This window comes from Mucilaginibacter sp. P25 (assembly GCF_050859465.1).
Classification (GTDB): Bacteria; Bacteroidota; Bacteroidia; order Sphingobacteriales; family Sphingobacteriaceae; genus Mucilaginibacter; species Mucilaginibacter gossypii.
In genome coordinates, this window is record NZ_CP193937.1 from 1791712 (window position 1) to 1816160 (window position 24449).

At 41.4% G+C, this 24449-nt stretch carries 25 protein-coding genes, 2 tRNA genes and 2 pseudogenes; 16 read left to right on the forward strand and 13 right to left on the reverse strand.

Annotated elements, in window-relative coordinates; genetic code table 11:
• Positions 1 to 15: 15 nt before the first annotated feature.
• The 3 genes and pseudogenes from ACRQ5D_RS09450 to murQ all read right to left on the reverse strand — a co-directional run bounded on the left by ACRQ5D_RS09450 (position 16) and on the right by murQ (position 2373).
• Positions 16 to 747, reverse strand: coding sequence for a Bax inhibitor-1/YccA family protein (locus tag ACRQ5D_RS09450; RefSeq protein ID WP_091173427.1), 732 nt, complete (start codon positions 745 to 747; stop codon positions 16 to 18).
• Positions 748 to 894: 147 nt separating this feature from the next.
• Positions 895 to 1461: a hypothetical protein gene (locus ACRQ5D_RS09455; protein ID WP_091173431.1), complete on the reverse strand. Its 567-nt coding sequence runs from the start codon at positions 1459 to 1461 to the stop codon at positions 895 to 897.
• An 80-nt stretch (positions 1462 to 1541) separates the two neighbouring features.
• Positions 1542 to 2373: pseudogene (gene murQ, locus ACRQ5D_RS09460) on the reverse strand (N-acetylmuramic acid 6-phosphate etherase).
• A gap of 108 nt (positions 2374 to 2481) precedes the next feature.
• Here murQ and ACRQ5D_RS09465 point away from each other — a divergent pair.
• Both ACRQ5D_RS09465 and ACRQ5D_RS09470 read left to right on the forward strand, forming a co-directional pair.
• Positions 2482 to 3768 (forward strand): S41 family peptidase, encoded by a 1287-nt coding sequence (locus ACRQ5D_RS09465; protein ID WP_431199462.1) that lies wholly within the window; start codon positions 2482 to 2484, stop codon positions 3766 to 3768.
• Positions 3708 to 4067: a hypothetical protein gene (locus ACRQ5D_RS09470; protein WP_431199463.1), complete on the forward strand. Its 360-nt coding sequence runs from the start codon at positions 3708 to 3710 to the stop codon at positions 4065 to 4067. Before ACRQ5D_RS09465 ends, ACRQ5D_RS09470 begins: the two co-directional genes overlap by 61 nt.
• A 185-nt stretch (positions 4068 to 4252) precedes the next feature.
• Here ACRQ5D_RS09470 and ACRQ5D_RS09475 read toward each other — a convergent pair whose 3' ends face one another.
• The 4 genes and pseudogenes from ACRQ5D_RS09475 to era all read right to left on the reverse strand — a co-directional run bounded on the left by ACRQ5D_RS09475 (position 4253) and on the right by era (position 8540).
• A complete protein-coding gene (locus ACRQ5D_RS09475) occupies positions 4253 to 5167 on the reverse strand; it encodes an NAD(P)/FAD-dependent oxidoreductase (protein WP_091173442.1) in 915 nt (304 codons plus the stop codon).
• A 132-nt stretch (positions 5168 to 5299) separates the two neighbouring features.
• Positions 5300 to 5971: a hypothetical protein gene (locus ACRQ5D_RS09480; protein ID WP_091173445.1), complete on the reverse strand. Its 672-nt coding sequence runs from the start codon at positions 5969 to 5971 to the stop codon at positions 5300 to 5302.
• Between the two features lie 231 nt (positions 5972 to 6202).
• The gene (gene der, locus ACRQ5D_RS09485) at positions 6203 to 7504 is read right to left on the reverse strand and encodes a ribosome biogenesis GTPase Der (RefSeq protein WP_091173447.1); all 1302 of its coding nucleotides are present in this window, start codon (positions 7502 to 7504) and stop codon (positions 6203 to 6205) included.
• A gap of 161 nt (positions 7505 to 7665) precedes the next feature.
• Positions 7666 to 8540, reverse strand: a pseudogene (gene era / locus ACRQ5D_RS09490) (GTPase Era).
• A 148-nt stretch (positions 8541 to 8688) separates the two neighbouring features.
• Between era and ACRQ5D_RS09495 the strand changes: the two are divergent.
• From ACRQ5D_RS09495 to darG, 3 genes are all read left to right on the forward strand, one after another.
• A tRNA-Met gene (locus tag ACRQ5D_RS09495) sits at positions 8689 to 8761 on the forward strand.
• A 129-nt stretch (positions 8762 to 8890) separates the two neighbouring features.
• Positions 8891 to 9493, forward strand: a complete 603-nt coding sequence (gene darT, locus ACRQ5D_RS09500) for a type II toxin-antitoxin system toxin DNA ADP-ribosyl transferase DarT (RefSeq protein WP_091173454.1) — start codon at positions 8891 to 8893, stop codon at positions 9491 to 9493.
• A gap of 3 nt (positions 9494 to 9496) precedes the next feature.
• Entirely contained in the window at positions 9497 to 10531 is a 1035-nt protein-coding gene (gene darG / locus ACRQ5D_RS09505) for a type II toxin-antitoxin system antitoxin DNA ADP-ribosyl glycohydrolase DarG (protein ID WP_091173456.1), read from the forward strand.
• 15 nt (positions 10532 to 10546) lie between these two features.
• Here the strand turns inward: darG and ACRQ5D_RS09510 are convergent, their stop codons facing one another.
• On the reverse strand, positions 10547 to 10741 hold the full coding sequence (locus ACRQ5D_RS09510; protein ID WP_091173460.1) for a DUF4986 domain-containing protein: 195 nt from the start codon (positions 10739 to 10741) through the stop codon (positions 10547 to 10549).
• Positions 10742 to 10966: 225 nt separating this feature from the next.
• Between ACRQ5D_RS09510 and ACRQ5D_RS09515 the strand changes: the two genes are divergently transcribed.
• On the forward strand, positions 10967 to 11557 hold the full coding sequence (locus ACRQ5D_RS09515) for a C40 family peptidase (RefSeq protein WP_176844548.1): 591 nt from the start codon (positions 10967 to 10969) through the stop codon (positions 11555 to 11557).
• 198 nt (positions 11558 to 11755) lie between these two features.
• Here the strand turns inward: ACRQ5D_RS09515 and ACRQ5D_RS09520 are convergent, their stop codons facing one another.
• The 3 genes from ACRQ5D_RS09520 to ACRQ5D_RS09530 are packed head-to-tail and all read right to left on the reverse strand — an operon-like array spanning position 11756 to position 12721.
• Complete coding sequence (locus tag ACRQ5D_RS09520) at positions 11756 to 12169, reverse strand: hypothetical protein (RefSeq protein ID WP_091173467.1); 414 nt, start codon at positions 12167 to 12169, stop codon at positions 11756 to 11758.
• Complete coding sequence (locus ACRQ5D_RS09525; protein WP_431200980.1) at positions 12166 to 12354, reverse strand: RNA polymerase sigma factor; 189 nt, start codon at positions 12352 to 12354, stop codon at positions 12166 to 12168. Before ACRQ5D_RS09525 ends, ACRQ5D_RS09520 begins: the two co-directional genes overlap by 4 nt.
• Before the next feature lies 1 nt (position 12355).
• Positions 12356 to 12721, reverse strand: a complete 366-nt coding sequence (locus tag ACRQ5D_RS09530) for an RNA polymerase sigma factor (protein WP_432328736.1) — start codon at positions 12719 to 12721, stop codon at positions 12356 to 12358.
• A 125-nt stretch (positions 12722 to 12846) separates the two neighbouring features.
• Between ACRQ5D_RS09530 and ACRQ5D_RS09535 the strand changes: the two genes are divergently transcribed.
• Positions 12847 to 13179: a DUF6249 domain-containing protein gene (locus ACRQ5D_RS09535; protein WP_091173474.1), complete on the forward strand. Its 333-nt coding sequence runs from the start codon at positions 12847 to 12849 to the stop codon at positions 13177 to 13179.
• An 11-nt stretch (positions 13180 to 13190) separates the two neighbouring features.
• Positions 13191 to 15569 carry a TonB-dependent receptor domain-containing protein gene (locus ACRQ5D_RS09540; RefSeq protein WP_091173476.1) on the forward strand — a complete coding sequence of 793 codons (2379 nt, stop codon included), beginning with the start codon at positions 13191 to 13193 and terminating at the stop codon, positions 15567 to 15569.
• Positions 15570 to 15737: 168 nt separating this feature from the next.
• On the opposite strand, the gene ACRQ5D_RS09545 is transcribed toward ACRQ5D_RS09540, so the two are convergent.
• Positions 15738 to 16151, reverse strand: coding sequence for a nuclear transport factor 2 family protein (locus tag ACRQ5D_RS09545; RefSeq protein WP_091173479.1), 414 nt, complete (start codon positions 16149 to 16151; stop codon positions 15738 to 15740).
• A 220-nt stretch (positions 16152 to 16371) separates the two neighbouring features.
• On the opposite strand from ACRQ5D_RS09545, the gene ACRQ5D_RS09550 reads away from it, so the two are divergent.
• The 5 genes from ACRQ5D_RS09550 (at position 16372) to ACRQ5D_RS09570 (ending at position 19457) form a co-directional block, all read left to right on the forward strand.
• Positions 16372 to 16447 (forward strand) — tRNA-Met (locus ACRQ5D_RS09550).
• Between the two features lie 160 nt (positions 16448 to 16607).
• Positions 16608 to 17042 carry an EthD family reductase gene (locus ACRQ5D_RS09555; protein WP_218134504.1) on the forward strand — a complete coding sequence of 145 codons (435 nt, stop codon included), beginning with the start codon at positions 16608 to 16610 and terminating at the stop codon, positions 17040 to 17042.
• A gap of 316 nt (positions 17043 to 17358) precedes the next feature.
• The gene (locus tag ACRQ5D_RS09560; protein ID WP_091173485.1) at positions 17359 to 17637 is read left to right on the forward strand and encodes a hypothetical protein; all 279 of its coding nucleotides are present in this window, start codon (positions 17359 to 17361) and stop codon (positions 17635 to 17637) included.
• Positions 17638 to 17803: 166 nt separating this feature from the next.
• Positions 17804 to 18988, forward strand: a complete 1185-nt coding sequence (locus tag ACRQ5D_RS09565) for a DUF1624 domain-containing protein (protein WP_091173489.1) — start codon at positions 17804 to 17806, stop codon at positions 18986 to 18988.
• Between the two features lie 10 nt (positions 18989 to 18998).
• Positions 18999 to 19457, forward strand: coding sequence for a putative quinol monooxygenase (locus ACRQ5D_RS09570; RefSeq protein ID WP_176844549.1), 459 nt, complete (start codon positions 18999 to 19001; stop codon positions 19455 to 19457).
• 32 nt (positions 19458 to 19489) lie between these two features.
• Here the strand turns inward: ACRQ5D_RS09570 and ACRQ5D_RS09575 are convergent, their stop codons facing one another.
• Positions 19490 to 21019, reverse strand: a complete 1530-nt coding sequence (locus ACRQ5D_RS09575) for a TlpA disulfide reductase family protein (protein WP_091173491.1) — start codon at positions 21017 to 21019, stop codon at positions 19490 to 19492.
• A 217-nt stretch (positions 21020 to 21236) separates the two neighbouring features.
• Here ACRQ5D_RS09575 and ACRQ5D_RS09580 point away from each other — a divergent pair, with 217 nt between their 5' ends.
• From ACRQ5D_RS09580 to ACRQ5D_RS09590, 3 genes are all read left to right on the forward strand, one after another.
• The gene (locus ACRQ5D_RS09580; RefSeq protein ID WP_091173494.1) at positions 21237 to 22367 is read left to right on the forward strand and encodes an acyltransferase family protein; all 1131 of its coding nucleotides are present in this window, start codon (positions 21237 to 21239) and stop codon (positions 22365 to 22367) included.
• Between the two features lie 531 nt (positions 22368 to 22898).
• The gene (locus ACRQ5D_RS09585) at positions 22899 to 23447 is read left to right on the forward strand and encodes a hypothetical protein (protein ID WP_091173497.1); all 549 of its coding nucleotides are present in this window, start codon (positions 22899 to 22901) and stop codon (positions 23445 to 23447) included.
• A 174-nt stretch (positions 23448 to 23621) separates the two neighbouring features.
• Complete coding sequence (locus ACRQ5D_RS09590) at positions 23622 to 24428, forward strand: hypothetical protein (RefSeq protein ID WP_432328739.1); 807 nt, start codon at positions 23622 to 23624, stop codon at positions 24426 to 24428.
• The last annotated feature ends 21 nt before the right edge of the window (positions 24429 to 24449 follow it).

Genomic DNA, 24449 nt, shown 5'->3' on the forward strand with positions numbered 1-24449 from the left:
AATTTCTTAATGAGATTATCTTCTTCTGCCGAATAAACGGAGGATCATCAGGAAAAGGTTGATAAAATCAAGATACAAAGTTAAACCGCCTAAAAGGGCCATTTTGCTTGTTGATGACGTGCCATATTCAAGACCGGCTCCTATGCGTTTTAGTTTTTGAACGTCGTAAGCTGTTAGTCCAACAAATACGGCGATGCCAACATAGCTAATGATGTATTCTAACTGGGAGCTATGCATAAACATATTAAATAATGATGCCACAATAATACCAATGAGCCCCATCATCATAATCGATCCAAATTTGGTCAGATCTGTGTTGGTGGTATACCCGGCTACAGCCATTATACCGAAAACAACTGAGGTTGTAATAAATACGCCAAGTACCGAACTTTCTGTAAATACTCTTAGTATATAGCTTAAGCTAATGCCCATAACTGCAGAAAATGCAATGAATAGCAATGCTGCAACACCGTATGATAAACGGTTAAAGCCAAATGATATAATTAGTACGAAAGCGAGCGGTGCAAACATTACAATAGTACCTAAGCCAGTATTGCCACCTGTTGCCGGGTCCCTAAGCATTTCATATAATGCCTGGTTGCCTGAAAATATGAACGCGCATAAAGCCGAAAGGCCCAGTGCGACAAACATCCACATAAATACATTAGCTATGAATTTGCGGGATGCATCCTGTTCATTTAATTGTATTACGTTTTTATAAACGTATTCGGGATCTTTAAATTCCATTTTGTGTTAAAAATTATAGTACGAATATATAAATAAAAGGTGAATGCAGCATGAAGAAAGGTGCAAGACTATTAGAGTCAAGAGGCAAGAAGAAGTCTGGCTACCTGTTGGCGCTTTCCTGGCTCTTGACTTCTTGAATCTTGATTCTCAATTCAATCTCCTCATCAACTGCTCCTCCACTTTTTTGAAAACCTGTATGGGTTTCAGGGTACGCCAGCCAATGCTATCGAGTTCGCCGCCAAAATTGATGTAATAGTCGATATTGCTGTGTTTAAATTCGTCTATCACGTGTTCGCGGAAGTTGATGCCTGCTATCCAGCCGTCCTCTACATCCTGGAACCACTCTTCGTAATAGCAATCATCGCTTGAATGAAAGTTGAGTACGTTTTCGCCGATCAGGATAAAATGAGTGATGCCATTATCTATCATCAGGTCGAGCAGCTCACGCTTCAGCATCATAATGTCGTTATTGATGGCATCATTCCATTCACCTATCAGCTCAATAATTGTGTAGCCTTTATCATAATCGGCAAAAAGCACTTTTAAATAAAGGGTATTGGAGCCGAATGAGTCCCATTGCGGGTGCAGCAGGTAATTGTATACCTGCTTGTCAAATTCAAATTCGCTGTATTCTGTCGCATAAAAAGGCGAAAACTCATCTTCCGATGCCACGTAATCGTCTCTCCAGCGGTAATATGGTTCAATATCGTGCATGTTTTTGATTTCAAATTGTCTGAACCCGAATTTTTTGAATTTGAGAATTTATCGAATACAAGCATCTTCAAATTTCCAAATCAACACATCTTCAATTTCAGTTTATTTTTTAAATAATGATCAACAGCGCTTCGTACGCTGCCGTATTGTTTCAGTAACCCGGCTGCTTCCTCTTCGTTCAGCCCGGTTCTCGTCCATTACCATGCGGGTGCCCCTGTTCACCAATTTGTGGTTGCTTAACTGCATGTCAACCATTCTGTTCCCTTTTACACGGCCAAGCTGGATCATGACACTTGTGCTCAGCATATTTAAAACTAATTTTTGTGCGGTACCGGCCTTCATGCGGGTCGACCCGGTTAAAAACTCAGGGCCTGTTACTACTTCAACCGGGTACTGCGCCACAGCCGCTACCGGGCTGCCGCTGTTACAAACAATACAGCCGGTAACTAAATTATGCTCATTAGCCGTTTTTAAGCCGCCGATCACATACGGTGTAGTGCCCGAAGCGGCTATGCCAACAACTACGTCTTTATCATTAATGTCGAAAGCTTCCAGATCTTTCCAGGCCTGTATAGCATCGTCTTCAGCAAATTCAACAGCTTTGCGGATCGCGCCATCGCCGCCTGCTATCAAGCCCACCACCATATCAAACGGAACGCCGAATGTCGGCGGGCATTCTGATGCATCAACCACGCCTAAACGGCCACTGGTGCCGGCGCCTATGTAAAATAAACGTCCGCCGTTTTTCATCCTTTCTGCGGTGATAGTTGCCAGGGCTTCTATCTGTGGCAATGCCTTTTCCACTGCCAGCGGAACCGTTTTATCCTCGTTATTAATGTTTTCTAAAATTTCCCTTACGGTCTGTTTTTCGAGGTTTTTGTAGTGCGATTCCCTTTCGGTAGTGGTTTCCATTGCTTATTTTCAAATAATTTATAACAAAATTCGGTAAAAATCATCAAATGCAAGGGTGCGGGTAAAAATTATTGACCCTGCAATTGTTAACTTTGTGTGTAATAAGTTATGAAGAGGACCGCGGGTGTAATTTTCCGGACAATAATCCTGCTGCTGGTAGGGGTGATGATAGGCCAGGTGCTTAACAAGGATTTTGCCGCGCGTAACCTTGGCTTCTCCTTTGTGAGTAATAGTAAAATAGCAAAGGTGCTGCAACTGGTTGACCGCAACTATGTTGACAGCGTTAATATCGATAGTATTGAAGGTGTATCGGTAAATAACCTGCTTCAAAACCTTGATCCGCATTCGCTTTATTTACCGCAGCAGCAGGCGCAATCCATTAATGAACGGTTAGACGGTGGTTTTAACGGTATTGGTATCGAATACCAGTTACTGCGTGATACGCTGATCATTACGCAGGTTTATGCCGGCGGTCCGGCCGAAAAAGCAGGCTTACTGGTGGGCAGTAAGGTGATCAATGTTGACGATAAAAAATTTTCGGGGAGCAAGCTAACAGCCTCCCGGATAAATGGTGTTTTCAGGGGTGAAAAGGATGCAGAAATAAAACTGAGTGTTGTGCCTCCGCTGAGCAAAGATTTAAAAATACTTATGGTTAAACGGGGACATGTTGACCTAAGCAGCGTTGATGCCGTCTATATGGCCGATGCTAACACCGGCTATATCAAGATCAGTAAGTTTTCGGCCACTACCGACCTCGATTTCAGAAAGGCGTTAACGGCGCTAAAAGTTGACGGTATGAATAAATTGCTACTCGACCTGAGAGGCAATGGCGGTGGCTACCTTAACGCTGCTACATCATTAGCCGATGAGTTTTTAGCCGATGGAAAGCTGATAGTTTATACTAAAGGTATCCACGAGCCCCGCACTGATTACTTTGCCACCGATTCGGGCATGTTTCAGAAAGGGAAACTTACCGTGCTTATTGATGAATATTCGGCCTCGGCCAGTGAGATTTTAGCAGGGGCCCTGCAGGACCTTGACAGGGCTACTATTGTTGGTCGACGATCATTTGGTAAAGGTTTGGTACAGCAGCAGTTTGCTTTTGACGATGGTTCAGCAGTGAATTTAACAGTGGCCAGGTACTATACCCCTTCGGGCCGCTCTATCCAGAAATCATACAAAAACGGGGTTGACAGTTATCGCAATGAACTTGCCCAGCGTATGCAAAAAGGCGAACTTTTTCAGAACAAAGCAACCTTAATGATAGTGTTTTTAAAGGTACCCCATCATTCCATACTTCAAGCGGGCGTAAAGTTTTTAGCGGCGGAGGCATTATGCCCGATGTTTTTGTACCGGCGGATACCAGCAAATTCACCCCTCTTATCCAGGACCTGAGCCAGCAGCAATTATTTACCGCTTACGTTGTTGACCGCCAGCAGCAATTACTTAAAAAATATCCGACTGAAGCTGAGTTTTTAACTCAATATGCTGTTAGTAATGACGAGGTAGATAAATTTATACTGTATGCCTCGCAAACCATTAAAGAAATGGATTCGCACGAAGTACAGATCTCAAGGGAGCCTATTAAAACGATCCTCAAAGCCCAGGCGGCCCGCTTTAAATGGGGTGATAACGCCTACTTTAAAGTGATCAACACCGATGATGTGACCTTTAAAAAAGGCTTGGAGCAGTAAGGAGGCTAAACAAAAGATGTCATTTCGAGTGAGTCCGTGAGGGGCATGAGCGCCGGGGCGAAAGAGAAATCTTATACATTATGCTTGTATGGCTGTGCCTGCGTATAAGATTTCTCCTCACTGGCGTAGCGCGATCCCCGCGCTTGTCTCGTCGAAATGACAGTAGTTTTTACGCTCTACGTATCCTAATTCTTTTCCGCCAGGAAAATCTCATTAATCAATTCCAAATTTGCCATAACACCTGCCATTGTGCCGCTATTAACCGCATTGGCTATGGAGCGAATGCCCGAAGCGCTGTCGCCGGCGGCGTAAACGCCGGGTACCGTTGTTTTTTGCTGTGCATCAACCTGGATGTGGCCCTGATCGGTAAATGAGCAGCCTAATTGTAATGCAATATCACTGTGTTGCACAAATGGGAGCCTCGCATATAATGCTTTAAGTTTTATTTCGGAGCCGTTTTGCAAATGGATGGTAGTTATCTGGCCGTCATGATGATCAAACGCTGCTATTTCCCCCTCAATAATTTGTATATTATTATGACTGATAATGGATTGCTGACCTTCGTTTAAAGTTGATTTTCCGTTAGTGAACAGGATGAGATCTTTGGTCCAGTTTGAAATAAGTTTAGCCAGCTCAAAAGCCATTTCGCCATTAGCAAATATGCCTGTAGGCTGATAGCCGTATTCATAACCATGGCAATAGGGGCAATGAATAATCGATATTCCCCAGCATTCGGCAAAGCCGGGAATGTCAGGCATTTGATCTTTAATACCGGCAGCAAGGATAATTTTCTTTGCGCTGAATGTTTCACCGGATATTGTACTAACCTCAAAGCCCTTAGTTATTGGTGTACATTGAGTGGCCTCGCTATGGAGCAGCGTGATAGTTGGGTATTTTAAAGTTTGTTCACGGGCAATAGTCAAAATCTCGTGCGGGGTTTGACCATCGCGGGTAAAAAAGTTGTGTGAGTGTGGCGTTTGGCGGTTGCAGGGCATGCCACTATCAATAATTAATACTTTACGCATGGCACGGCCCAAAGCCATGCCTGCAGATAAACCGGCGCTGCTGCCGCCGATAATGATCACATCAAAATCCTTCATATGATATTGCGGTTAATTATGGATAAAGGTAAATGACAAAAACACAAAATGCAACCATGTTGCATTTTGTGTTTTTAAACTGACAAAGTAGAATGGCCGGCTGGCTAAAGAAATGCCAATTGCGCCGGTATTTTATTTTTTATTGGTTTTGTTCAGTGTTAATAATCCGTTGAAATAGGATAATAGTTTTCGGTTATCATCCTGAATGTAGGCCACCGGATAATCGTAATTCATAAAAGTAACCTTCCATACTTTGGCAAAATGAGGCTGATCAGGCGTATCCGGCGTTAGGTTGTAATACCCGAACTCCGCATTAAGGCATGATGATTCATTAACGCGGTTATCAATGGTATAGCCATCTTTTTTAAAAGCATCAATAAAAATTTTACGTATTTGGAGCAGCGGAGCCGTTGCTGTAGTATTTAGGCTAAGTGTGCCATAGCGCCGGCCAATGGTAGTTGAAAAAACCTCGTTCCTAAAATGATAGCCTATTCCCGAATTAAAGATGGGTAAACCTTTGCTTTCTTCATAGGCTATAACATGCTGGTAGATATTAAGCGGACCATTATTGCTTATGCTATCGTTTAAAATAACTCTATATATTACCAGGCCGTTAACCGGGATATTATTTTTTTGCAGGAGCGTAATAGCTGTTGCCAGTTCAACTCTATTGCTGTCGCTATAATCACGTTTAACGCGACTGATGCAGCCATTATCTTCTCCGCCGGTAGATGATAGCTCGCCTTTTTTGCATGCAGTAAAAGCGGCCAGTACTATTAGTACTAAACAGTAAAACTTTTTCATGAAGTGTAAAGTATTGAGGTTTAGCAGTATTACGGAGAGGGGGATGGAAACGTAACAACCAGGGGGTAAAAAACGTCATTGCGAGGGACGAAGCAATCGCGGACTATGCAGGGCGTACCTTCGAATAGGGGATTGCTTCGTTCCTCGCAATGACGCGGTGGTGAACCTTTGAAAGTCTGGATTTGATAGATCAAATTCAAGGTAATCCTCAAATCCTAAAAATCAAGGTTCTTATTTCTGCCTGAACCATACCTGCACCGGCGCGCCCGAAAAATCAAAGTTTTCCCTTAGTTTATTTTCGATAAACCGATAGTAAGGCTCCTTTACATATTGCGGCAAATTGCAGAAAAACGCAAACATTGGCGAAGTGCCGGCAATTTGGGTAATGTATTTTATTTTAACGTATTTACCTTTAATTGATGGTGGCGGGTAGTTTTCGATAATTGGCAGCATTACCTCGTTTAGTTTTGAAGTAGGGATCTTACGGGCGCGGTTCTGGTAAACCTGGTTGGCTACATCGATCACCTTTAATACCCTTTGCTTTTCGGTAACTGAGGTAAATACAATAGGCACATCGGTAAAGGGGGCTATCTTATCGCGGATCTGCTCTTCAAAAACCTTGATGGTTTTGCTGTTCTTCTCAATCAAATCCCATTTATTCACCACAATTACTACGCCTTTTTTGTTCTTTTCGGCCAGGTGAAAGATATTGATGTCCTGCGATTCAAAGCCTTCAACCGCATCAATCATCAGGATAATTACATCGGCTTCTTCCAGTGCTTTGATGGTACGCATTACCGAGTAAAACTCAATGTTTTCCTTAACCTTGGTTTTTTTACGCATCCCGGCTGTATCTATCAGCATAAAATCATGACCATACTGGTTATAATGGATATGGATAGAGTCGCGGGTGGTACCGGCAATAGGGGTAACTATGTTACGGTCTTTACCGATAAGTGCGTTAATGATAGATGATTTACCCACGTTGGGGCGACCGACAATAGCATATTTAGGGCGGGTGTTTTCTTCCAGTACTTCGTCTTCAAAGTGTTTTACCACTTCGTCGAGCAATTCGCCGGTACCTGAGCCGGTCATTGATGAAATGCTGTAGATTTCGCCAAGGCCGAAGCTGTAAAACACCATAGCATCGGCAACCTGGTTGTTATTGTCCAGCTTGTTTACTACCACAAAAACAGGTTTATTGCTTTTGCGCAGGCGGTTGGCAATCTCATCATCCAAATCTGTGATGCCGGTTGTAACATCAACAACAAAAAGGATTACCGAAGCTTCTTCAATGGCAATGTCAACCTGCTCACGGATGGCGGTTTCAAAAACATCGTCTGAATTGGCTACATAGCCGCCTGTATCAATAACGGTAAAATTGTGGTTAAGCCACTCGGCAACGCCGTAATGCCTGTCGCGCGTGACACCGCTAAAGTCATCAACAATGGCCTTGCGACTTTCGGTTAAACGGTTATATAATGTTGATTTGCCTACGTTGGGCCTGCCCACAATGGCTACTATGTTACTCATGCTTTTTTATTAAGAGTCAGGATGCAAGAAATCAAGATTCAGGAATACAAATCTATCTAACTTAACAAATGCTTCTACGAAATTTTTAATTTTTATTAATGATAGATCAAGATGTTGGATTATCCTGCATCTTGATTCTAAAAGTCTTGGTTCTGTTCTTTCTATTCGTACCCGAATTGTTTGAGGTAATTCTTTTTGGTACGCCAGTCGAGGATCACTTTTACAAACATCTCCAGGAAAACTTTTTGCTGAAAAAAGTCTTCCATGGCGCGGCGGGCATAGGTGCCGGTAATTTTTAACATTTCGCCGCCTTTGCCTATGATGATGTTCTTTTGCGATTCGCGCTCAACAATAATTTCTGCGCTGATACGGTAAAGCTTTTCGCCCTCAATAAAGGCGGTTACAATAACCTCGGTGCTGTACGGAATTTCTTTTTGTATTGTTTAAACACCTGTTCGCGGATCATTTCTGAAGCGAAAAAGCGGTCGTTACGGTCGGTTAGCGCATCTTTTTCGTAATAAGCGGCATGCTCCGGCAGGTTTTCGATCACGAAATCCATAATGGCCTTAATGTTGTGCCCATGCAATGCCGATATCGCGAAGATGGCTTTAGGGTTTAATTTCTCCTGCCAAAATTCGACCTTCTTTTTTACGGTTTCTTCATCGCTTTGGTCAATTTTGTTGATGAGTACGGCAAGAGGCGCTGATGAACGTTCCAGTTTTTTAAGAACGTCTGCTTCGTCATATTCTTCATAAATGTCTGTAACCAGCAAAATAAGGTCGGCATCAACAATAGAACCGTCAACCTGGTGCATCATGCTTTCGTGCAGGGCGTAGTGCGGTTTGATAACACCAGGGGTGTCCGAAAACACGATCTGGTAGTTTTCGTCATTCACAATACCCAAAATGCGGTGGCGTGTAGTCTGCGCTTTAGGGGTGATGATGGACATTTTTTCGCCCACCAGCGCGTTCATAAGGGTTGATTTCCCTGCGTTGGGTTTACCTATTATACTTACAAAACCTGCCTGATGAGCCATAAAAAAATAATTAAAAATATATTTGGACTGCAAAGAAACGAATTATATCTTTGCAGTCCAATTAAAACGGAGTGCAAATTTGCATTTTGATAATTGGAAGCACCTTTCCGGGGTTATGGCCGGATCTCAAATATATAGCACAATACAGTGCGGGATGGAGCAGTTGGTAGCTCGTCGGGCTCATAACCCGAAGGTCGTAGGTTCGAGTCCTGCTCCCGCTACGAAGAAAATGAAAAGCCTCAAGTTGAAAAATTTGAGGCTTTTTGTTTGATGTTCTCTTAATAGAGATGTATTGATTATATTTAACGTTATTTATCTATTGATAACTGAAAAAGATATATTTATACAGGATGACACATGTTGAGAATATACCACATATTCTTAAAAACGGCATTACTCATCAATGGTCGGCCAATAGCAATAAAGATTACGTCCCTATTGGATCCGGAAGTTTAATATCAAAGAGGGAAAGTTTTATATTACCAAATGGCGAAGCACTTGGGCGTTACATCCCTTTTTACTTCGGTGCGCGGATGCCAATGCTATATGTAATTAAGCAAGGGGCCAATAGCATATATTATAACATGCGACCGGTATCTACAGAAGATATTGTTTATTGTATTACAAGTGTTGAGCAGATAAGGGTTCATAATTTGAGGTTTGTTTTTTCAAACGGGCATGCAGTAAGCGATCTGACTGATTTTTTTTACGAAGCAGATATAGATGATATTCTTAATATAATTGATCTTTCAGCAATAAACGCACAATATTGGGTTGATTACAATGATCTTGATTTGAAAAGAAGAAAAGAGGCCGAGTTTTTGGTCATAGACGATATACCTGCAAGTGCAATATTAGGGTTTGCAGTTTATAATAAAAATGCCAAACAAAAACTTTTGGCATTTGATATTAGTGAAAGTAAAATTGTTATCAAACCTGATTACTATTTTTAACAGATGATTACATACATTGAAGGGAATATATTAGAAAGTAGGGTTGACGCTTTGGTGAATACCGTAAACACTGTTGGAGTTATGGGGAAAGGATTGGCTCTTCAATTCAAAAAGGAATTTCCTCACAATTTTAAAATCTATCAACAGGCCTGCAAAAATAAAAGTTTTGATATTGGCAATCTAATAGTTACCGAAGAAGAATCGTTGTTGTATGGTAAGAAGATAATAATTGATTTGCCAACTAAAACAGACTGGCGTAAACCATCTGAATATAACTATATAGACACAGGCTTGAAACAGCTGGCATCTGTAATAAACGAAAGGCAGATTAAGTCGATAGCAATACCATCTTTAGGAACAGGGCACGGGGGCTTAGAATGGAATAAAGTTAAGGAATTGATAGAGTCAAACTTAAATGGAATAGAGAGTGATATTCAGGTCTACTTACCTAATGCTGTGATAAAAGAGGCTATGAAAGAGGAGCGCGCTAAATTGACACCTGCCCGGGCTATGTTATTAGCGGTCTTGTTCGACCTTGCTAAAAGCGGGGAATTTGTATCGGAGTTTGCTGCTGAAAAGGTTGCTTATTTTTTGCAGCGCTTTGGGGCAAAAAGCGAGTTTAAACTAACTTTTGAGCCAAATTTCTATGGCCCCTATTCGGGTAAAGTGAGACGTGTGCTTTACTATCTAAACGGAAATTATATCACAGGGTATAGCGCTATGGATAAAAAGCCATTTGAAGAGTTGGGTATTATGATGGACACGGAAGAGGATGTTCTGGCATATCTTAGCCAGGAATCAAACCTCGCTTTTCTTGATATTGTAAACAAAACCAAAAATTTTTTATCCGGGTTTTACTCTGCTTTTGGGTTGGAGCTATTGTCTACTATAGATTTTCTTTCTGTCAAGTTCAAGACCAAAAATTTGGATGAAATATTAAACCGTCTTCACGGTTGGAGCGATAGAAAACGGACACTTTTCTCCAATGAAAAATTTGTTGAACAGGCAATAGCGAAGCTTGAGGGGCATAATTTATAAGGCTTTAACATTTATTTAATTCCCTGCCTCTTTCAAATCTCCCTGGTGCCAGTAGATCATATACCGGGCATCATGTAATTTGTAAAAAGGGATCAGTTCCAAGCCTTTGAACTTAGCCGGACTGATCAGTTCGGGCGCAATGAAAGTTTGTGGTTTTCCGGCTACTGGTTTCAGGTATTTTTCAGGATCAGACTGGTTACTTACCAGTATAGGTGCCTTATTTAACGGATATGTTTTACCTCGGGGCTGCGGTAATTTTCAATGGCTGTTATTTTAACATCCATTTTACGTTTTGATGAAGCAAATGAAATAATAGTATCAGATTCAATCATCTTTTTTACATTTTGATTGCTATCCGTGGAAATTTTTACCTATCATTACAAAATGCATGTTGTAATTGGTTCCAAACTCCTCCTTGTAGCTTGTTTATCACTTATGAAGCCGGCAAAGCCTGCCGTACTTCACGCATCAAAAAAACATAAAGCAAATAAAACGGTAAAATTGCATAGCCATGCGAGGTTGAGGCATCATTATGCCGAAGTTGAGGCCAATTATGAAACCGGCGAAACCACACCCGACGAGCTGGTTGAATTTGCCCAAACCCTGAAAGGCGTTAGGTATCGGTATGGTTCAAGCAACCCGGAAAAAGGTTTTGATTGCTCAGGCTATGTTAATTATGTTTTTACTCATTTCGGCATCTCTATCCCCCGCAGTTCATCGGATTTTGCGCCGGTTAAGGGGATTGATATTAAAGACGCCAAATTTGGCGATCTGATTTTGTTTACCGGAACCCGCAGTCACAATTACCACAGTGCAGGGCATATTGGTATTGTGATATCACAACCTGGTGAACCATTGGTGTTTATCCATTCTACATCGGGTGATGAAAATGGCGTTACTGAAACCGCCATGAATGATCGTTACCAGCGCAGGTATATTAAAACCATCCGTGTGTTTAAGGAAGAGTCTCAACCACAGGAAGAGGACGAAGATGCCGTTCCTGATACGTTAGAAGAAGCCCGTTAATCTTAATGTAGAGACGCATCACATGCGTCTCCCGTTTGCAGGTTACAAAACATTTAAGCCCGCTCTGCGCATTGTGAGATGTGTAACCGCTATTGTGTTTTATTCGATTGATTATCAGTTACTTGATGGTTTGTTTCTGAATTCGTGTTAACCCTGTTAACCCCCATTCCCAATGATGATCTCTACGTTTCCCTGTTCTTAATAACTCCTGTTTACCAATCTCTGATCAATAAAAAGATAGCCCACAAACCCTGCAACCAGTGTTAATAATACCCATTTAAAGCTGATAATTGCATTTAAAAACATATCACCGCTTTCTGGGCTCATTACCGATAGCAACCCATAGGCCAAGGCCAAGCCCGATGCAAATATCCCAAGTGCCAACAAGTTAAAGCGCAGATCGTTTTTACGGTTGATTTGTTCCTGCAGTTTTCTCCTAACGTTAGCGGCAAAACTCATAGGCAGGCCTTCTTTTGGCTCGGTACCCAGTGCGGTAAATAAGTTTTGATAAGCAAGCAGGTCGTTCTTATCTTCTTCCGAAAGTGTTTTGTTATCGGGAACTAAACCGTTGTTCAATAGTTCCTGTAATTCGTCGTCATCCAGCTCTTTCATATATTTTCTTTCTTAAGGTCTTTTTCAATTTTCTCTTTCAATAATTTCCGCGCCCTGAAAAGATGGCTTTTCACTGTTCCTTCCGGGATGCCCGTGATCTCTTCGATCTCAGCACATGAAAACTCATTTAGGTGGTACAGCGTTAACACTGTTTTATATTGATGCGGCATTTGCTCAATAAGCAGGTTAACATAAGCTGCGGTATTTTTTTATCAGTTCCTGTTCGGGGTTTTTATCTGTAAAATGATGATTATCAATATTTTCTGGATATTCGGCAGGGGGATTGTTCTTGTTCTTTTTAAAATAGTTTACAGCGGTTAAGTAGGCTATACGTGCTATCCAGGTTGATAGTTTCGACTGAAACTCAAACCGGTGCAGGTTTTGGTGAATCTTAATGAAAACTTCCTGGCATATATCCTCCTTGTTTTGCTGGTCTTGCACCAGCCGGTTTATCACAAAGAAAACCAGCTTTTCGTACTGCTTTACCAGCAGTTCAAAAGCCCGGAGATCTTTATTTAATATTCTGGATACAACCTCGTGTTCATTAAACATATTACAGTAGTCAATATATAAGGTTTAGCGGTTGCAAAAAAAGAATAAAAAAATATTTTAAAATAATTGCAACCGCGGTACAGCATGTGTTGACTACTGTAGCAAATGCTTAAACAAACAAGATCATGAAACAGTTAATGCCATTCATCGTAATCATTGTATTCTTTATACTGATAGCCATATTCATACTTGCCCTTTATAATTACATGCTGAAAAAACGCATTATTAAATCGGGGCCGCTGGATGAGAACAGCGTGAAATTTCTGGCCCAGTTAAACTCAGGCAACGAGGCCTTAAAATGGGGGCTCATCCTCCTTTGCGCCGGTATAGGTTTTATAGTAATGCAATTCATCCCCTACAGTGCCGAAGATTCGCCCGTTCCTTACGGAGTTGAAATGATCTTTATCTCAGCCGGCTTTCTAATCTATTACCTGCTGCTTCGCCGCCGTAAGGATTAAATAATTAGCCTGTGTTAATCACTTATAACCTCAATAGTTATAGCCAAACCGCGGTGCAGGTAAAAGGAGATATTGCTGATTCGGTAACTAAAGCGCCTTTGCCATTGATAACCGTACGACTAAAGAATGCTGCCAATGAAACCATTATGGTTGCTGTTACTAAAGACGATGGCTCCTTCAGTTTTGCTTCGGTACAACCGTCAAACTATTCGCTGTCTATTAACGCTATTGGCTACAGTTCAAAAACAATACCCCTCGATCTTACACATCAGCAGCAAACACTGGTGCTAAAACCGGTTTATCTAAGTGATGTAATGACCAATCTGAAAGAGGTTGCCATAACCGCCGAAAGACCGATTATCAGGCAAAAGGCCGACAGAATAATTTACGACCTGAAGGCGGATCCTGAAAGTAAGGGAAATAATGTACTAAGCATGATGAGGAAAATTCCTTACCTGTCATTAGATGGGGATGATAATTTACTGCTCAAAGGAAATTCAAGCTTTAAAGTGCTTATTAACGGTAAGCCCTCCGGCAGCTTGGAAAGCAACCTTAAAGCCGTTTTAAAAAGCATCCCGGCATCAACCATTGAGCGGATTGAGGTGATCACCACACCGCCATCAAAATATGATGCCGAAGGTTTGGCGGGCATCATTAACATCATCACCAGCAAAAAAGTCAACGATGGTATCAATGGTTCTGTAAATATCAATGAAAGCTTGCCTACAGGTGGCCCCGGCATTGGAGGTTCTGTTACGGCTAAAAAAGGCAAGTTCGGTGTTTCTGCTTTTGGCGGTGGCAGCATCAACAATTCGCCGCAAACCTATAATATCAACAAGCGTGTTGATACTGCCGGTACAACACTGGCGCAAACAGGTTATCAACGTTCAAATAATAAAACCGCTTATTTCGGCACCGAATTAAGCCTGCAGATAGATACACTGAATTTATTAACCGCCCAGTTCAATTATAACGGCAGCCGTGCAACCGATCATAACGGGCAGTCGTCCCTGCTAACCGGCGATAGTAAGCCTGAGCAATACCGTTTTCAAAACAATAATAAGGCCACCAGCTATGGCATTGATGCAGGTATCAATTATGAATTGGGCTTTAAAGGAGTTAAAAACAGGCTACTTACATTCTCATACGTGTACAGCAGCAACACAAATAACAAAAATGGCGACGTTCAATTTTTTGACAGGGTAAATTTCCCGGGCCCCAATTTTCAACAAAGCGATAAACAAAAATTTAAAGAACACACTGTACAAGTTGATTTTGTTACCCCAGTAAATAAAATGACCATTGATGCCGGCATTAAAGCTATATTCAGGAATAACAGCAGCGATTTTAGCTATAGCTCATTAAATGAAACAACTGGTTTATATGAGCATGATGCAGCGCAGTCAAACGCGTTTACCAATACCCAAAATGTATTTAGCGCTTATAACTCCTATCAATTGGCTTTAAACAGTTGGAACATCAATGCCGGTGTGCGGGTTGAGGAAACCGTGATCCGGGCTGATTTCATGAGTACGGCATCTGTGGCCGATCAAAACTATTTTAACATTGTTCCTTCTGTTTCGGTAAGTAAAAGATTTAAAGACGAAAGCAGTATCAACTTCGGTTTTTCGCAAAGGATCAGGAGGCCGGGAATCAACAGGCTTAACCCTTATGTTGACCGCTCAAACCCTAATTATGAAGTTACCGGTAACCCAAACCTGAGACCTGTTTTATTGAACGATATCCAGCTTGGGTATGGCAGCAATAAAAAATTATCAGTAAACATCGGGCTCGACTATTCGTTCATGAACAATCTCGATTTGCAGGTAGTTAATTTTGACCGGGCTACCCAGGTTACACAAGTTACCTATGCTAATACAGGCAAGGCCAGCAGTGCGGGCGTTAATTTTAACCTTAGTTACCCTGTGACTAAAATTTACAACGTAAGCCTCAATGGTAATATGATGTACTTGTGGCTGCAAGGCCAGGCCGACGGAAAAGTAGTGAATAATAACCTGCTGATGTATGGGGCCACGCTATCAAACGTAGTACGCCTGAACCATGGCTGGGCCCTGAATGCCGATTTGGGTATAAATAGCCGCAACCCTACGGGTTTACAGGGGTACACCAACGGCTTTTTTTACAGCGCGTTCAATTTCAACAAGGATATTGTAAAAAATAAGTTCAGTATCTCTGGGGGGATCAAAAATCCATTTACCAAATACCGTAACAGTGTAAGCAAAAAATTTGGTCCTCAGTTTAATCAAACCTACCAAAGCATGAACTATTACAGGTCATTCAGCATCAGCCTGAACTACAATTTTGGAGGCTTAAAAGACAGGATCAATAAAAACAAAACAGGGATTGAAAATAATGATGTGGCTAATTGATGATAGCGTATCTGATTATTGCAAAGGCCTCAACAATTTTAGTTAAGGCCTTTGTACGTTGATCGAAGCATTTTTGAGGCAATGAATCTAAGAAAAACAGGTTTGGACAACCAAGGAAGATATGGTTAATTGTAATTTTTAAAAAAGGGCCCAGGCTCGTAAGTAGCTTTAAGCTAAGTGTGCCAGCCCGTCAGGAAACATTCCTTTGGCCACTACAACCATATCAAGCGCTTCGCGGATCAGTTTGATCTTGCCATTTTCGGCAACCACGCGCCCCATATAGGTTTGCGGATAAACCCGACCGGTTGAATTGACTATAGCGTCCACATCATATTCGCCAAAGGCCTGATCAGGTGTATCAATATGGATCCTGATGTTTTGAAATTTGAAGTTGCCGAATGTTTTAGGTAGGTTTTTAAGGAAATTATATATTACGTCCCGGCCTTTCCATTGCCAGGGTAAACCTAAACTTGCAAGGTAGGGAAGCTCGAACACTGCGTCGTCGGCAAAAAGTTCAATAGCTGTATCGGGGTTATTGACATGCTCAAGATAGCTGAGCAATAATTCTTTAGCGGTTTTCATTTCTTTGAAATTTTATGATCCTGTCCGTTCATCGGTCAGGGTATCACAAAGGTGCAAAGTACCCAACCGCCACACATTGATTTATAGTAAGAAAGAAATTGACTTATATCAACCAAATTAAAAGGTTAGATTATAGTGTGTTAAGAAATTGTTGACCACATGAGCCAATTTGTGACAAACAGATGTGATAACTTATTGTACATTTGCACTATCAAAACAGTGCGGGATGGAGCAGTTGGTAGCTCGTCGGGCTCATAACCCGAAGGTCATAGGTTCGAGTCCTGTTCCCGCTACCAGAAAAAGTCAAAAGCCTCAAGTCGAAAGATTTGAGGCTTTTGTTTTTGTCCTATACGCAATCTCGTGGCATGTCCGTTCGTGCGACTTTAAACATTAGTCAGCATAATGTTTTGTGAATAATGGCAATATTTTAATATTTGTGTAATCTGTTAAAATAGAATGCTTTATCATTTAAATAAACCAGTTATGAAATTAAGACTAATTTTATCATTTATCCTTTTAGCCACTTGCTTTACTGCGTTTAGTCAGGAAAAGAAGAACGAAGCTATTGTTGAAAAGGGCTTAGTTAAAATATCAGTCATGTATCCTTATGCTGAAGGTAAAACCTTTAATATGGAATATTATGAAACGAAGCACATGCCGATGGTGGCGCAGCTTTTAGGATCAAATTTGGTTAAATACAGCATTGAAAAAGGGATTGCAAGTGGTATCCCTAACCAACCGCTGCCTTTTATGGCAGTCGGCACTTTTTATGTAAAAAGCCTAAGCGACTATCAAGCCGCTATAGCGCCCAAAAGAGACGCCATCCGTGCGGATTTTGCAAATTATACTAATGTCAGTCCTGTTATTTTGGTAAGTGAGGTGGTGAAGTAAAACGTAATATTTTCATAAAGTGGCGACCAATTCAACGCCTCAACAAATTTTTAAATGTTAGCAGGTAACGTTTGTATGAGAGTTAATACTGCCAAACTAAATAACTATAGTTATGGGATATATCCGGATATGCTGCTTAGCCATGTTTATTATAGGGGTGTTTTTAATAACAATGTATACAGGGGACCGCCGAATACATCCGGTTACAACTAATAAAATACCTCCCGCTGCCGCTATGGTCATTGTTGCAGTAGTTATAGGGCGGAGAAGATAGTTTTTTATTAGTTACTAAACCGGCGTTTACTACCTGCAAATAATGGAAAGCAATAAAATACCGCTAACACTTAATTATCTGGGCGAAAGTCACCGGTTACAAATTGTTCATGGGCAGTATCATAGTTTGATGTCGCTCATAGCAGATTATTTGGCAATCCCGGGATTTGGATTATGTTGCGGAATGGGTAGTTGCGGCACTTGCGTGGTACAAATAGCCTCGCCATATTCACAGGTTAAAAGGAATGTTATGGCATGTGGTATACTGGTGAATGATGAATTGGCTAATATGGTAATTTTAATACCTGATAAAATTTATTAGTATTGTCTATAGTCAGACTTGAATTGGTGTCATGCTGAGTGTTTAATCCGGGCCTCTGCGTGCGACCTTTTTACAGCCCCTCTTTGTCGGCTATGGAATTTGACAAATCTTTGTAAAAAACGGATTACAAAAAAGAGCTATCTTTAATTTTACCCCAAAAACCTGAATGAGCACAATTTTAAAAAACCGGATAACCTCTATTGACTTTCTCCGGGGTACTATCATGATTATTATGGCCCTTGATCATGTGAGGGATTATTTATACTCCGGGTCATTTTTTTATGATCCGCTTGACCTTACAAAAACAAGCGGCATATTATTTTTCACCCGGTGGATCACTCATTTTTGCGCTCCTATATTTATGCTGCTTGCCGGAACATCGGCATACCTCATCGGGCAAAAGAAAACTAAAAAAGAGTTATCCATATTCCTGGTAAAACGGGGATTGTGGCTCATATTTCTCGAAATGTTCGTAGTTAACTTCGGCTGGAACTTCAATATCACATTTCCCATGTTTTTCTTTATTACTATATGGGCGCTGGGCTTAAGCATGATCATACTGGCGGCATTGATCCATCTGCCTATAAAATTGGTCCTGGGCATTAGCGTTATAATCATATTGGGGCATAATCTTTTAGACGGCGTTCATGTGCCGGGCAGCACTTTGCCGGCTTTTGGCTGGTCGCTGCTTCATGACCAGCAGTTTTTTACCTGGCATAAGGAAATTTTATTGGTAGGGTATCCCATTGTACCCTTAATGGCGGTTATGTCTTTAGGTTATTGTTTAGGCGCATGGTACGCGGCGGGCTATGAAGTTAGCAAAAGGCAAAGAAACTTATGGATAGCCGGCGCCACCTGTATTGTTTTGTTTATTGTATTACGTTATACTAACCTCTATGGAGATCCGGTGAAATGGAACGTACAGAAAAATACATTATTTACCATCCTGTCATTTATTAAGGTAAATAAATATCCGCCATCGTTGTTGTACCTGCTGTTGACGCTGGGTGCGGCCTTTCTGTTCCTGTCATTTACCGAAAAATCAAAAGGAGCTGTTGTAAAAGTAGTTTCGGTATACGGCAGGGTGCCCATGTTTTATTACCTTATTCATATTTATATAATACACCTGATAGCAATTATCGCATCAGCGCTTACGCCCGGGCAGGACTGGACGATCTGGTTCCTGAAACAACCTATCTGGTTTACAACAAACCTGAAGGGCTACGGGTTTTCATTGCCTGTTGCGTATCTTGTTTGGATTGGAATAGTAATGGCCTTATATCCTTTATGCAAGCGCTATGATGATTACAAACAGGCCAACAAAGGAAAATGGTGGTTGAGTTATTTATAAAAAGTAAAAAATGGAAGCTATAAATGAAATTTCAGAACCAACAGGAAAACATACCCGCACAGCATGGATACCGGCTTTTGGCAGCGGGTTGTTATCAGTTTTAATAGTTTTTATGTTATCGATATTTTCGCCACATAGTGCCGCCGCCCAGGATAAAAACAATGTGGTACGCATAGCCAAACTTGTAATTGATTCTGCTCAATTGCAGAATTATATGGCTGCATTGAAAGAGCATGCCGAAACCGCCGTACGCGTTGAGCCGGGAGTTTTAACCCTATACGCAGTAGCCGAAAAGAATAACCCTACCCACATAACAGTTTTTGAAATTTATGCCGATGCCGCCGCATACCAGGCCCATTTGCAAACGGCTCATTTTAAAAAATACAAAAGCACCACAAAAGATATGGTTAAATCGCTTGAGCTTGTGGAAACCACGCCAATAGTGCTGGCCGCTAAGCCGCGATTGTAGCTGCGGGCATGCCAACATTCTTACCTTAAGCCTTATGGCCTTTTTTCCAATAAAGATGAGATCATCATTTCTAACGAATGGACGTTATTTTCGTCAATGCTGAAGTTGCGGAACATGATTTTTCCGTTTTGGTCAATCAAAAAATTTTCGGGTTCGCCGGTAACGCCGTAAGCTTTTGAAGCAAAATCCTGCGTGCCGCGTAAAGGGATAAATGAGAATTTAGTATTTGCCATAAATGGCAATACATAGGCATCCTGCTCGGGCAATACATTGATCCCTATGTATTCTACGTTTTTGCCTTTAAATTTGTCTATAGCTTTTTGAAAATGCGGAAATTCTCGTCGGCATGGCCCGCAGCCAGGGAACCAAAAGGTCAGCAAAACCACCTTCCCCTTAAGGTCTTTTAAACCAAGCTTTCCTTTACCGCTATAAAGACCAAGTTCAAATGGATATGCGTTAACAGCGGCCCCGGCCCGGATATTTTGGATATCCTGTTGTACTTCATCGTTGGTTTTGCCCAATTTTTCCCCATATCTTTTTGTTATAGCCATAGTGCTTTCAATTGGCATTTTTGCAAGTTTTTTAACCAACGTATCGTAGGCTCCTTTAACATCTCCTGTTTTTTCCTGCAAAGAAGCCTGTTCCTGCGAATAAAAATCACTGATATCAGGATACCTTGGCGGTTTTACCTGTGCAAGCAACGTTGCCGCACCTCTATAATCCTGGTTTGCAGCCAACTTTCGCTCGGCAATAACATTTTCCGTAAAAAGTCTTAAAGGTTTCCAGTTTTGATAGTTTCCAATTTCGGTAGCTAATGAAAGGGCTTTTTCCGGATCGGTGATTATATAGACACCCCATAAACTTTGCATGCCTGCATTTGACCATTCGGATTTTTTCGGTGGATATAGTGAATGCAGCTGCTCAAAGTACCCGATCTTATCCGCAGTGTCAACCGCCCTTTCAGCAAGCCAGTACAAACCCTGGGCGCCACGCTCATTACCAGGAAAGCGCTTCACAATATCAAGTACTTTCTGTTTGTATAGATTTGGGTCGTGTTTTTTAAGTGTTTCGGCATAATAATAGGCATAACTGGCATCGGTAGTATCGGCGATACTTGCCTTTTTCATATATTCTGACGCCTGGGTGTCGTGCCCCCATCTATCAGCATCAAAAGCGAGCATATACCATACCTTGGCTATGTTAGGAGCTATTTCTGTAACTTTCAGTAAGTACTTTTTTGCTTGCGGCATTTCTCGGTTATAGAAAGCCTCGCCTATGGCAAGGGGAATATTTGCTTTTTGCGGATATTGTTTCATCCACTTGTCGTATTGGATAATAAGCGCAGGATTATATATACCCGCTTTCCCGATGTATGCATCATGTGCTTTAAGGCTATCCGGAGTTGCTTCTACAGCCTCCTGAAACTTTTTTATTTCCAAAGCTTTTACGCGGGCTGCGGAGTCGGCACTTTTGGAAATCTTTTTTTGCGCGCAAGCGGGATCAATTGCGCTTAAGATAAATAAGAGGATGACGCTTAGCGGATATTTTAGCATATTTTTCATGATAAAGGTTGGTTTATATTAAGGGATATAATATTTCCTGACTTATAACGGGAGTACAAGCAATTTATTTTTATGTATTTGTCGCAAATTTAAGCTATTCAGCAGCAGCGGTTTTGACTTGCCAACAAATTAAAGCATCTTTATACCCATGGTGCTATGCCCCTGTTTGCAGTGCGTGCTATCAACCCCAAAACAACCAATTTTATTTTTCCTGCTGATGAGTAAAAACCCTACGTACCTTGAATCAAAAGGCCATTATCAAATTCTTGACGGATTGCGCGGTGTGGCATCCCTTTTTGTAGTGGCTTTTCATGTTTTTGAAACCTATGCTGATGGTAACCGCTTTAAGCAAATCATAAATCACGGATACCTGGCAGTCGATTTCTTTTTTGTGCTCTCGGGTTTCGTAGTTGCCTACGCCTATGACGACCGCTGGGGCAAAATGACCCAATGGGATTTTTACAAACGCCGCCTTATTCGCCTGCAACCAATGGTTATTGTCGGATCAATTATTGGTGCGCTGTTCTTCTATTCGCAAAGCGGCACAGCCTTTCCGCTTATTCATGATACGCCGGTTTGGAAAATGCTATTGGTAATGTTGGTTGGTTGTACGCTGATACCCATACTGCCGTCTATGGATATCCGCGGCTGGCAGGAAATGCACCCCTTAAATGGGCCGGCCTGGTCACTGTTTTTTGAATATATCGCTAATATCCTGTACGCGCTGGTGATCCGCAAGTTCTCCAAAACCTTGCTGGCCATATTGGTTTTTGCATCGGCCTGCCTTCTGATTCATTATACCGTGATGGGGCCGCAGGGCGATGTCATCGGCGGCTGGTCGGTTGATAAAACACAGCTCTATATTGGGTTCACGCGGTTGCTGTATCCGTTTTTTGCTGGCATGTTGTTGTGTCGCATGGGTAAACTCATTCATGTTAAAGGCGCGTTTACGGTTTGTAGTATTTTGATCATTGCTGTTTTATGCGTGCCAAGAATAGGAGGGGCTGAACATTTATGGATGAATGGTTTGTATGAGTCCTTTTGTATTATTATCGTTTTTCCGTTAATTGTTGCTATCGGCGCCGGCGGGAGTTTAAAAAGTAAAAACTCGATCAGGATTTGCAAATTTATGGGGGATATTTCGTACCCGCTTTACATTACGCATTATCCTTTAATATATTTTCACGTAGCCTGGGTAACAAATAATAAGGTACCCATGGCACAGGGCCTGCTTGGCGGGCTGGGGATTTTTATAGTCAGTATAGCTATTGCCTACGGTTGCCTAAAATTGTATGATGAGCCTGTCAGAGATTGGTTAAAGAAACGTTTCCTGCTGAAAAAGGCATAATACTGATTGTATACATTAAACGCATCGACCCATCCGAACATCGCTGTGCTGGTAGGGGTTGTATCATAAATCAAATTGATCGCCCCTGGTGTGGTGTTACTTATGAATTAAAATTAGCCGATAATATTTATACAAAAAGGGGTTGACGTTTTTTCGAAAAAAACATTCAATTCTCTGATTGTTAGTTATATGTATGAATGTTAATCCTGAATTGTGTTAACCCTGTTAACCCCTCTTTTTGTTAACAGGGCAATCCAACCCAAAACTATATATCGCTTAAGTATCTGAATAAATTAAAGAAAAGCTGATCATGATTTATGATACAGCCTCTGTCTGTTTTTTTATTTTCCCTACTCGCTATGCTGCGAAGTTATAGAGAGGGTGGTCCGGCCGAGCGCCGACAAGGTGAGTCAATTATGCGCCTGGTATTATATATTTTAAATCCCGTTAAATAATATTAATTGCATAATAATATAGATAAAGCTTGAAAATATCGTTTATAAACCTCATCTTTAGGTTACTATAAACCATTTGAAAAAGATTGTTGCCTTAATATTGCTCAATATTTACCTGCTTAACATTGGCGGGCAGCTGGCTTTGCACCAATACCTGGTTTATAAATCGGACCGGTTTTTTAATGAACAGGTTGGGAAAGGCTTGTATAATGTAAATGACCTTACCGAAGTCACTATCCCGGTTAACTTACCTGCTATTCATGATTGGCGAACTTTTGAAAATATATCGGGGCATATTACATTTGGAAACGCCACCTACAATTACGTAAAAATGCGATTGACGAGGAATGCCCTTCACCTGATGTGCATTCCTAATTATAAAACTACCCGCTTTGCCGATAGCAATGTGCTTGATGCAAAAGGAATAAAGGGTACTCCTGTTTCTCCAAAAGAGCATGTGCCCTTTGGCAAAATGGTTTTAAAGGATAATGTAAGCCTTTCATTTGTGCAATTTGAATTTTACTGCCCTGTAACACCATTGCCTGAAAACGTTGTACAACCTGTGCAATCGTTAGTAAGTTTTCATCAGGATATTCCCGAACAACCACCCAAAGCAACCTGCTGATTTTCTCCATTTAGTCTATTTACCGACCTGCATTTGTTTTAATGCCCATGGTCGTGTTGTCCGAAATTTCTATTGACAATTTAATACCACATCTATCGCGGGTAAAAGCCATGGCATTTTATCCGCGAGGGTATATAAACATCCTATGATAAAGAAAAAGTTACCGCCGCGCTTGTGCTGCTGTGCGGCTTCACCATAATAGCATCATGCCAAAACTCATCTAATGAGGAGATGGCCCAGGTGCTGAAGCAGATAAATAAAAAGAATAACACCATTTCAAACCCGTTTAACCCCGAAATGAAGCTGGCTTATTGCGATTCGCTGCTTAACATTAAACGGCTTGCCAAAAGCCAGGAAATTTTATTTTCAAAGGCCTCGCTGTTGTTAAAGGCCGGGCAGGAGCAGCAATCTGTAAACGTTTATAAGTACTTGATGGATAATATCGACTTTATGTCGACCGATGAGATGCTGTCCGAACAGGCCATAGCTTATATGCGTTTGGGTGAACGGAGCAATTGTATGCTTAACCATACCGGCTCATCATGTATCTTCCCAATTAAAGATGATGGGGTGCACAAGATCCAAACAGGTTCAAGAAAAGCAATTGAAGTGTATAAAGCATTGTTAAAGCTTCGCCCGGATGATTATGAGTCGCGCTGGTTGATTAATATAGCCTATATGACGCTTGGCGAGTATCCTCAAAAAGTGCCTAAGAATGCCCTGATCCCGGGCCTTAATGCCGACCCGGATACTGCATCACAGGTTAAATCCTTTGTTGATGTGGCCGGTAGCCTTGGCCTTAACATCAACGGCCGGGCAGGCGGGGTCATTGTTGATGATTTTAATAACGATGGTTATCTTGATATCATGACATCGGGCTGGGACCTGAGCGATCCGATGCATTACTTTCAAAATAACCAGGACGGCACGTTTAGTGACCGAACCGAAGCCGCCGGTTTAAAAGGGATTACCGGGGGCTGAATATCCAGCAAACAGATTATA

Bases quoted from the DNA above. Each gene is read 5' to 3' on its own strand.
- ACRQ5D_RS09450 (WP_091173427.1), bottom strand. From the start codon at position 747: ATGGAATTTAAAGATCCCGAATACGTTTATAAAAACGTAATACAATTA.
- ACRQ5D_RS09455 (WP_091173431.1), bottom strand. From the start codon at position 1,461: ATGCACGATATTGAACCATATTACCGCTGGAGAGACGATTACGTGGCA.
- ACRQ5D_RS09465 (WP_431199462.1), top strand. From the start codon at position 2,482: ATGAAGAGGACCGCGGGTGTAATTTTCCGGACAATAATCCTGCTGCTG.
- ACRQ5D_RS09470 (WP_431199463.1), top strand. From the start codon at position 3,708: ATGCCCGATGTTTTTGTACCGGCGGATACCAGCAAATTCACCCCTCTT.
- ACRQ5D_RS09475 (WP_091173442.1), bottom strand. From the start codon at position 5,167: ATGAAGGATTTTGATGTGATCATTATCGGCGGCAGCAGCGCCGGTTTA.
- ACRQ5D_RS09480 (WP_091173445.1), bottom strand. From the start codon at position 5,971: ATGAAAAAGTTTTACTGTTTAGTACTAATAGTACTGGCCGCTTTTACT.
- der (WP_091173447.1), bottom strand. From the start codon at position 7,504: ATGAGTAACATAGTAGCCATTGTGGGCAGGCCCAACGTAGGCAAATCA.
- darT (WP_091173454.1), top strand. From the start codon at position 8,891: ATGACACATGTTGAGAATATACCACATATTCTTAAAAACGGCATTACT.
- darG (WP_091173456.1), top strand. From the start codon at position 9,497: ATGATTACATACATTGAAGGGAATATATTAGAAAGTAGGGTTGACGCT.
- ACRQ5D_RS09515 (WP_176844548.1), top strand. From the start codon at position 10,967: ATGAAGCCGGCAAAGCCTGCCGTACTTCACGCATCAAAAAAACATAAA.
- ACRQ5D_RS09520 (WP_091173467.1), bottom strand. From the start codon at position 12,169: ATGAAAGAGCTGGATGACGACGAATTACAGGAACTATTGAACAACGGT.
- ACRQ5D_RS09530 (WP_432328736.1), bottom strand. From the start codon at position 12,721: ATGTTTAATGAACACGAGGTTGTATCCAGAATATTAAATAAAGATCTC.
- ACRQ5D_RS09535 (WP_091173474.1), top strand. From the start codon at position 12,847: ATGAAACAGTTAATGCCATTCATCGTAATCATTGTATTCTTTATACTG.
- ACRQ5D_RS09545 (WP_091173479.1), bottom strand. From the start codon at position 16,151: ATGAAAACCGCTAAAGAATTATTGCTCAGCTATCTTGAGCATGTCAAT.
- ACRQ5D_RS09555 (WP_218134504.1), top strand. From the start codon at position 16,608: ATGCTTTATCATTTAAATAAACCAGTTATGAAATTAAGACTAATTTTA.
- ACRQ5D_RS09560 (WP_091173485.1), top strand. From the start codon at position 17,359: ATGGAAAGCAATAAAATACCGCTAACACTTAATTATCTGGGCGAAAGT.
- ACRQ5D_RS09565 (WP_091173489.1), top strand. From the start codon at position 17,804: ATGAGCACAATTTTAAAAAACCGGATAACCTCTATTGACTTTCTCCGG.
- ACRQ5D_RS09570 (WP_176844549.1), top strand. From the start codon at position 18,999: ATGGAAGCTATAAATGAAATTTCAGAACCAACAGGAAAACATACCCGC.
- ACRQ5D_RS09575 (WP_091173491.1), bottom strand. From the start codon at position 21,019: ATGAAAAATATGCTAAAATATCCGCTAAGCGTCATCCTCTTATTTATC.
- ACRQ5D_RS09580 (WP_091173494.1), top strand. From the start codon at position 21,237: ATGAGTAAAAACCCTACGTACCTTGAATCAAAAGGCCATTATCAAATT.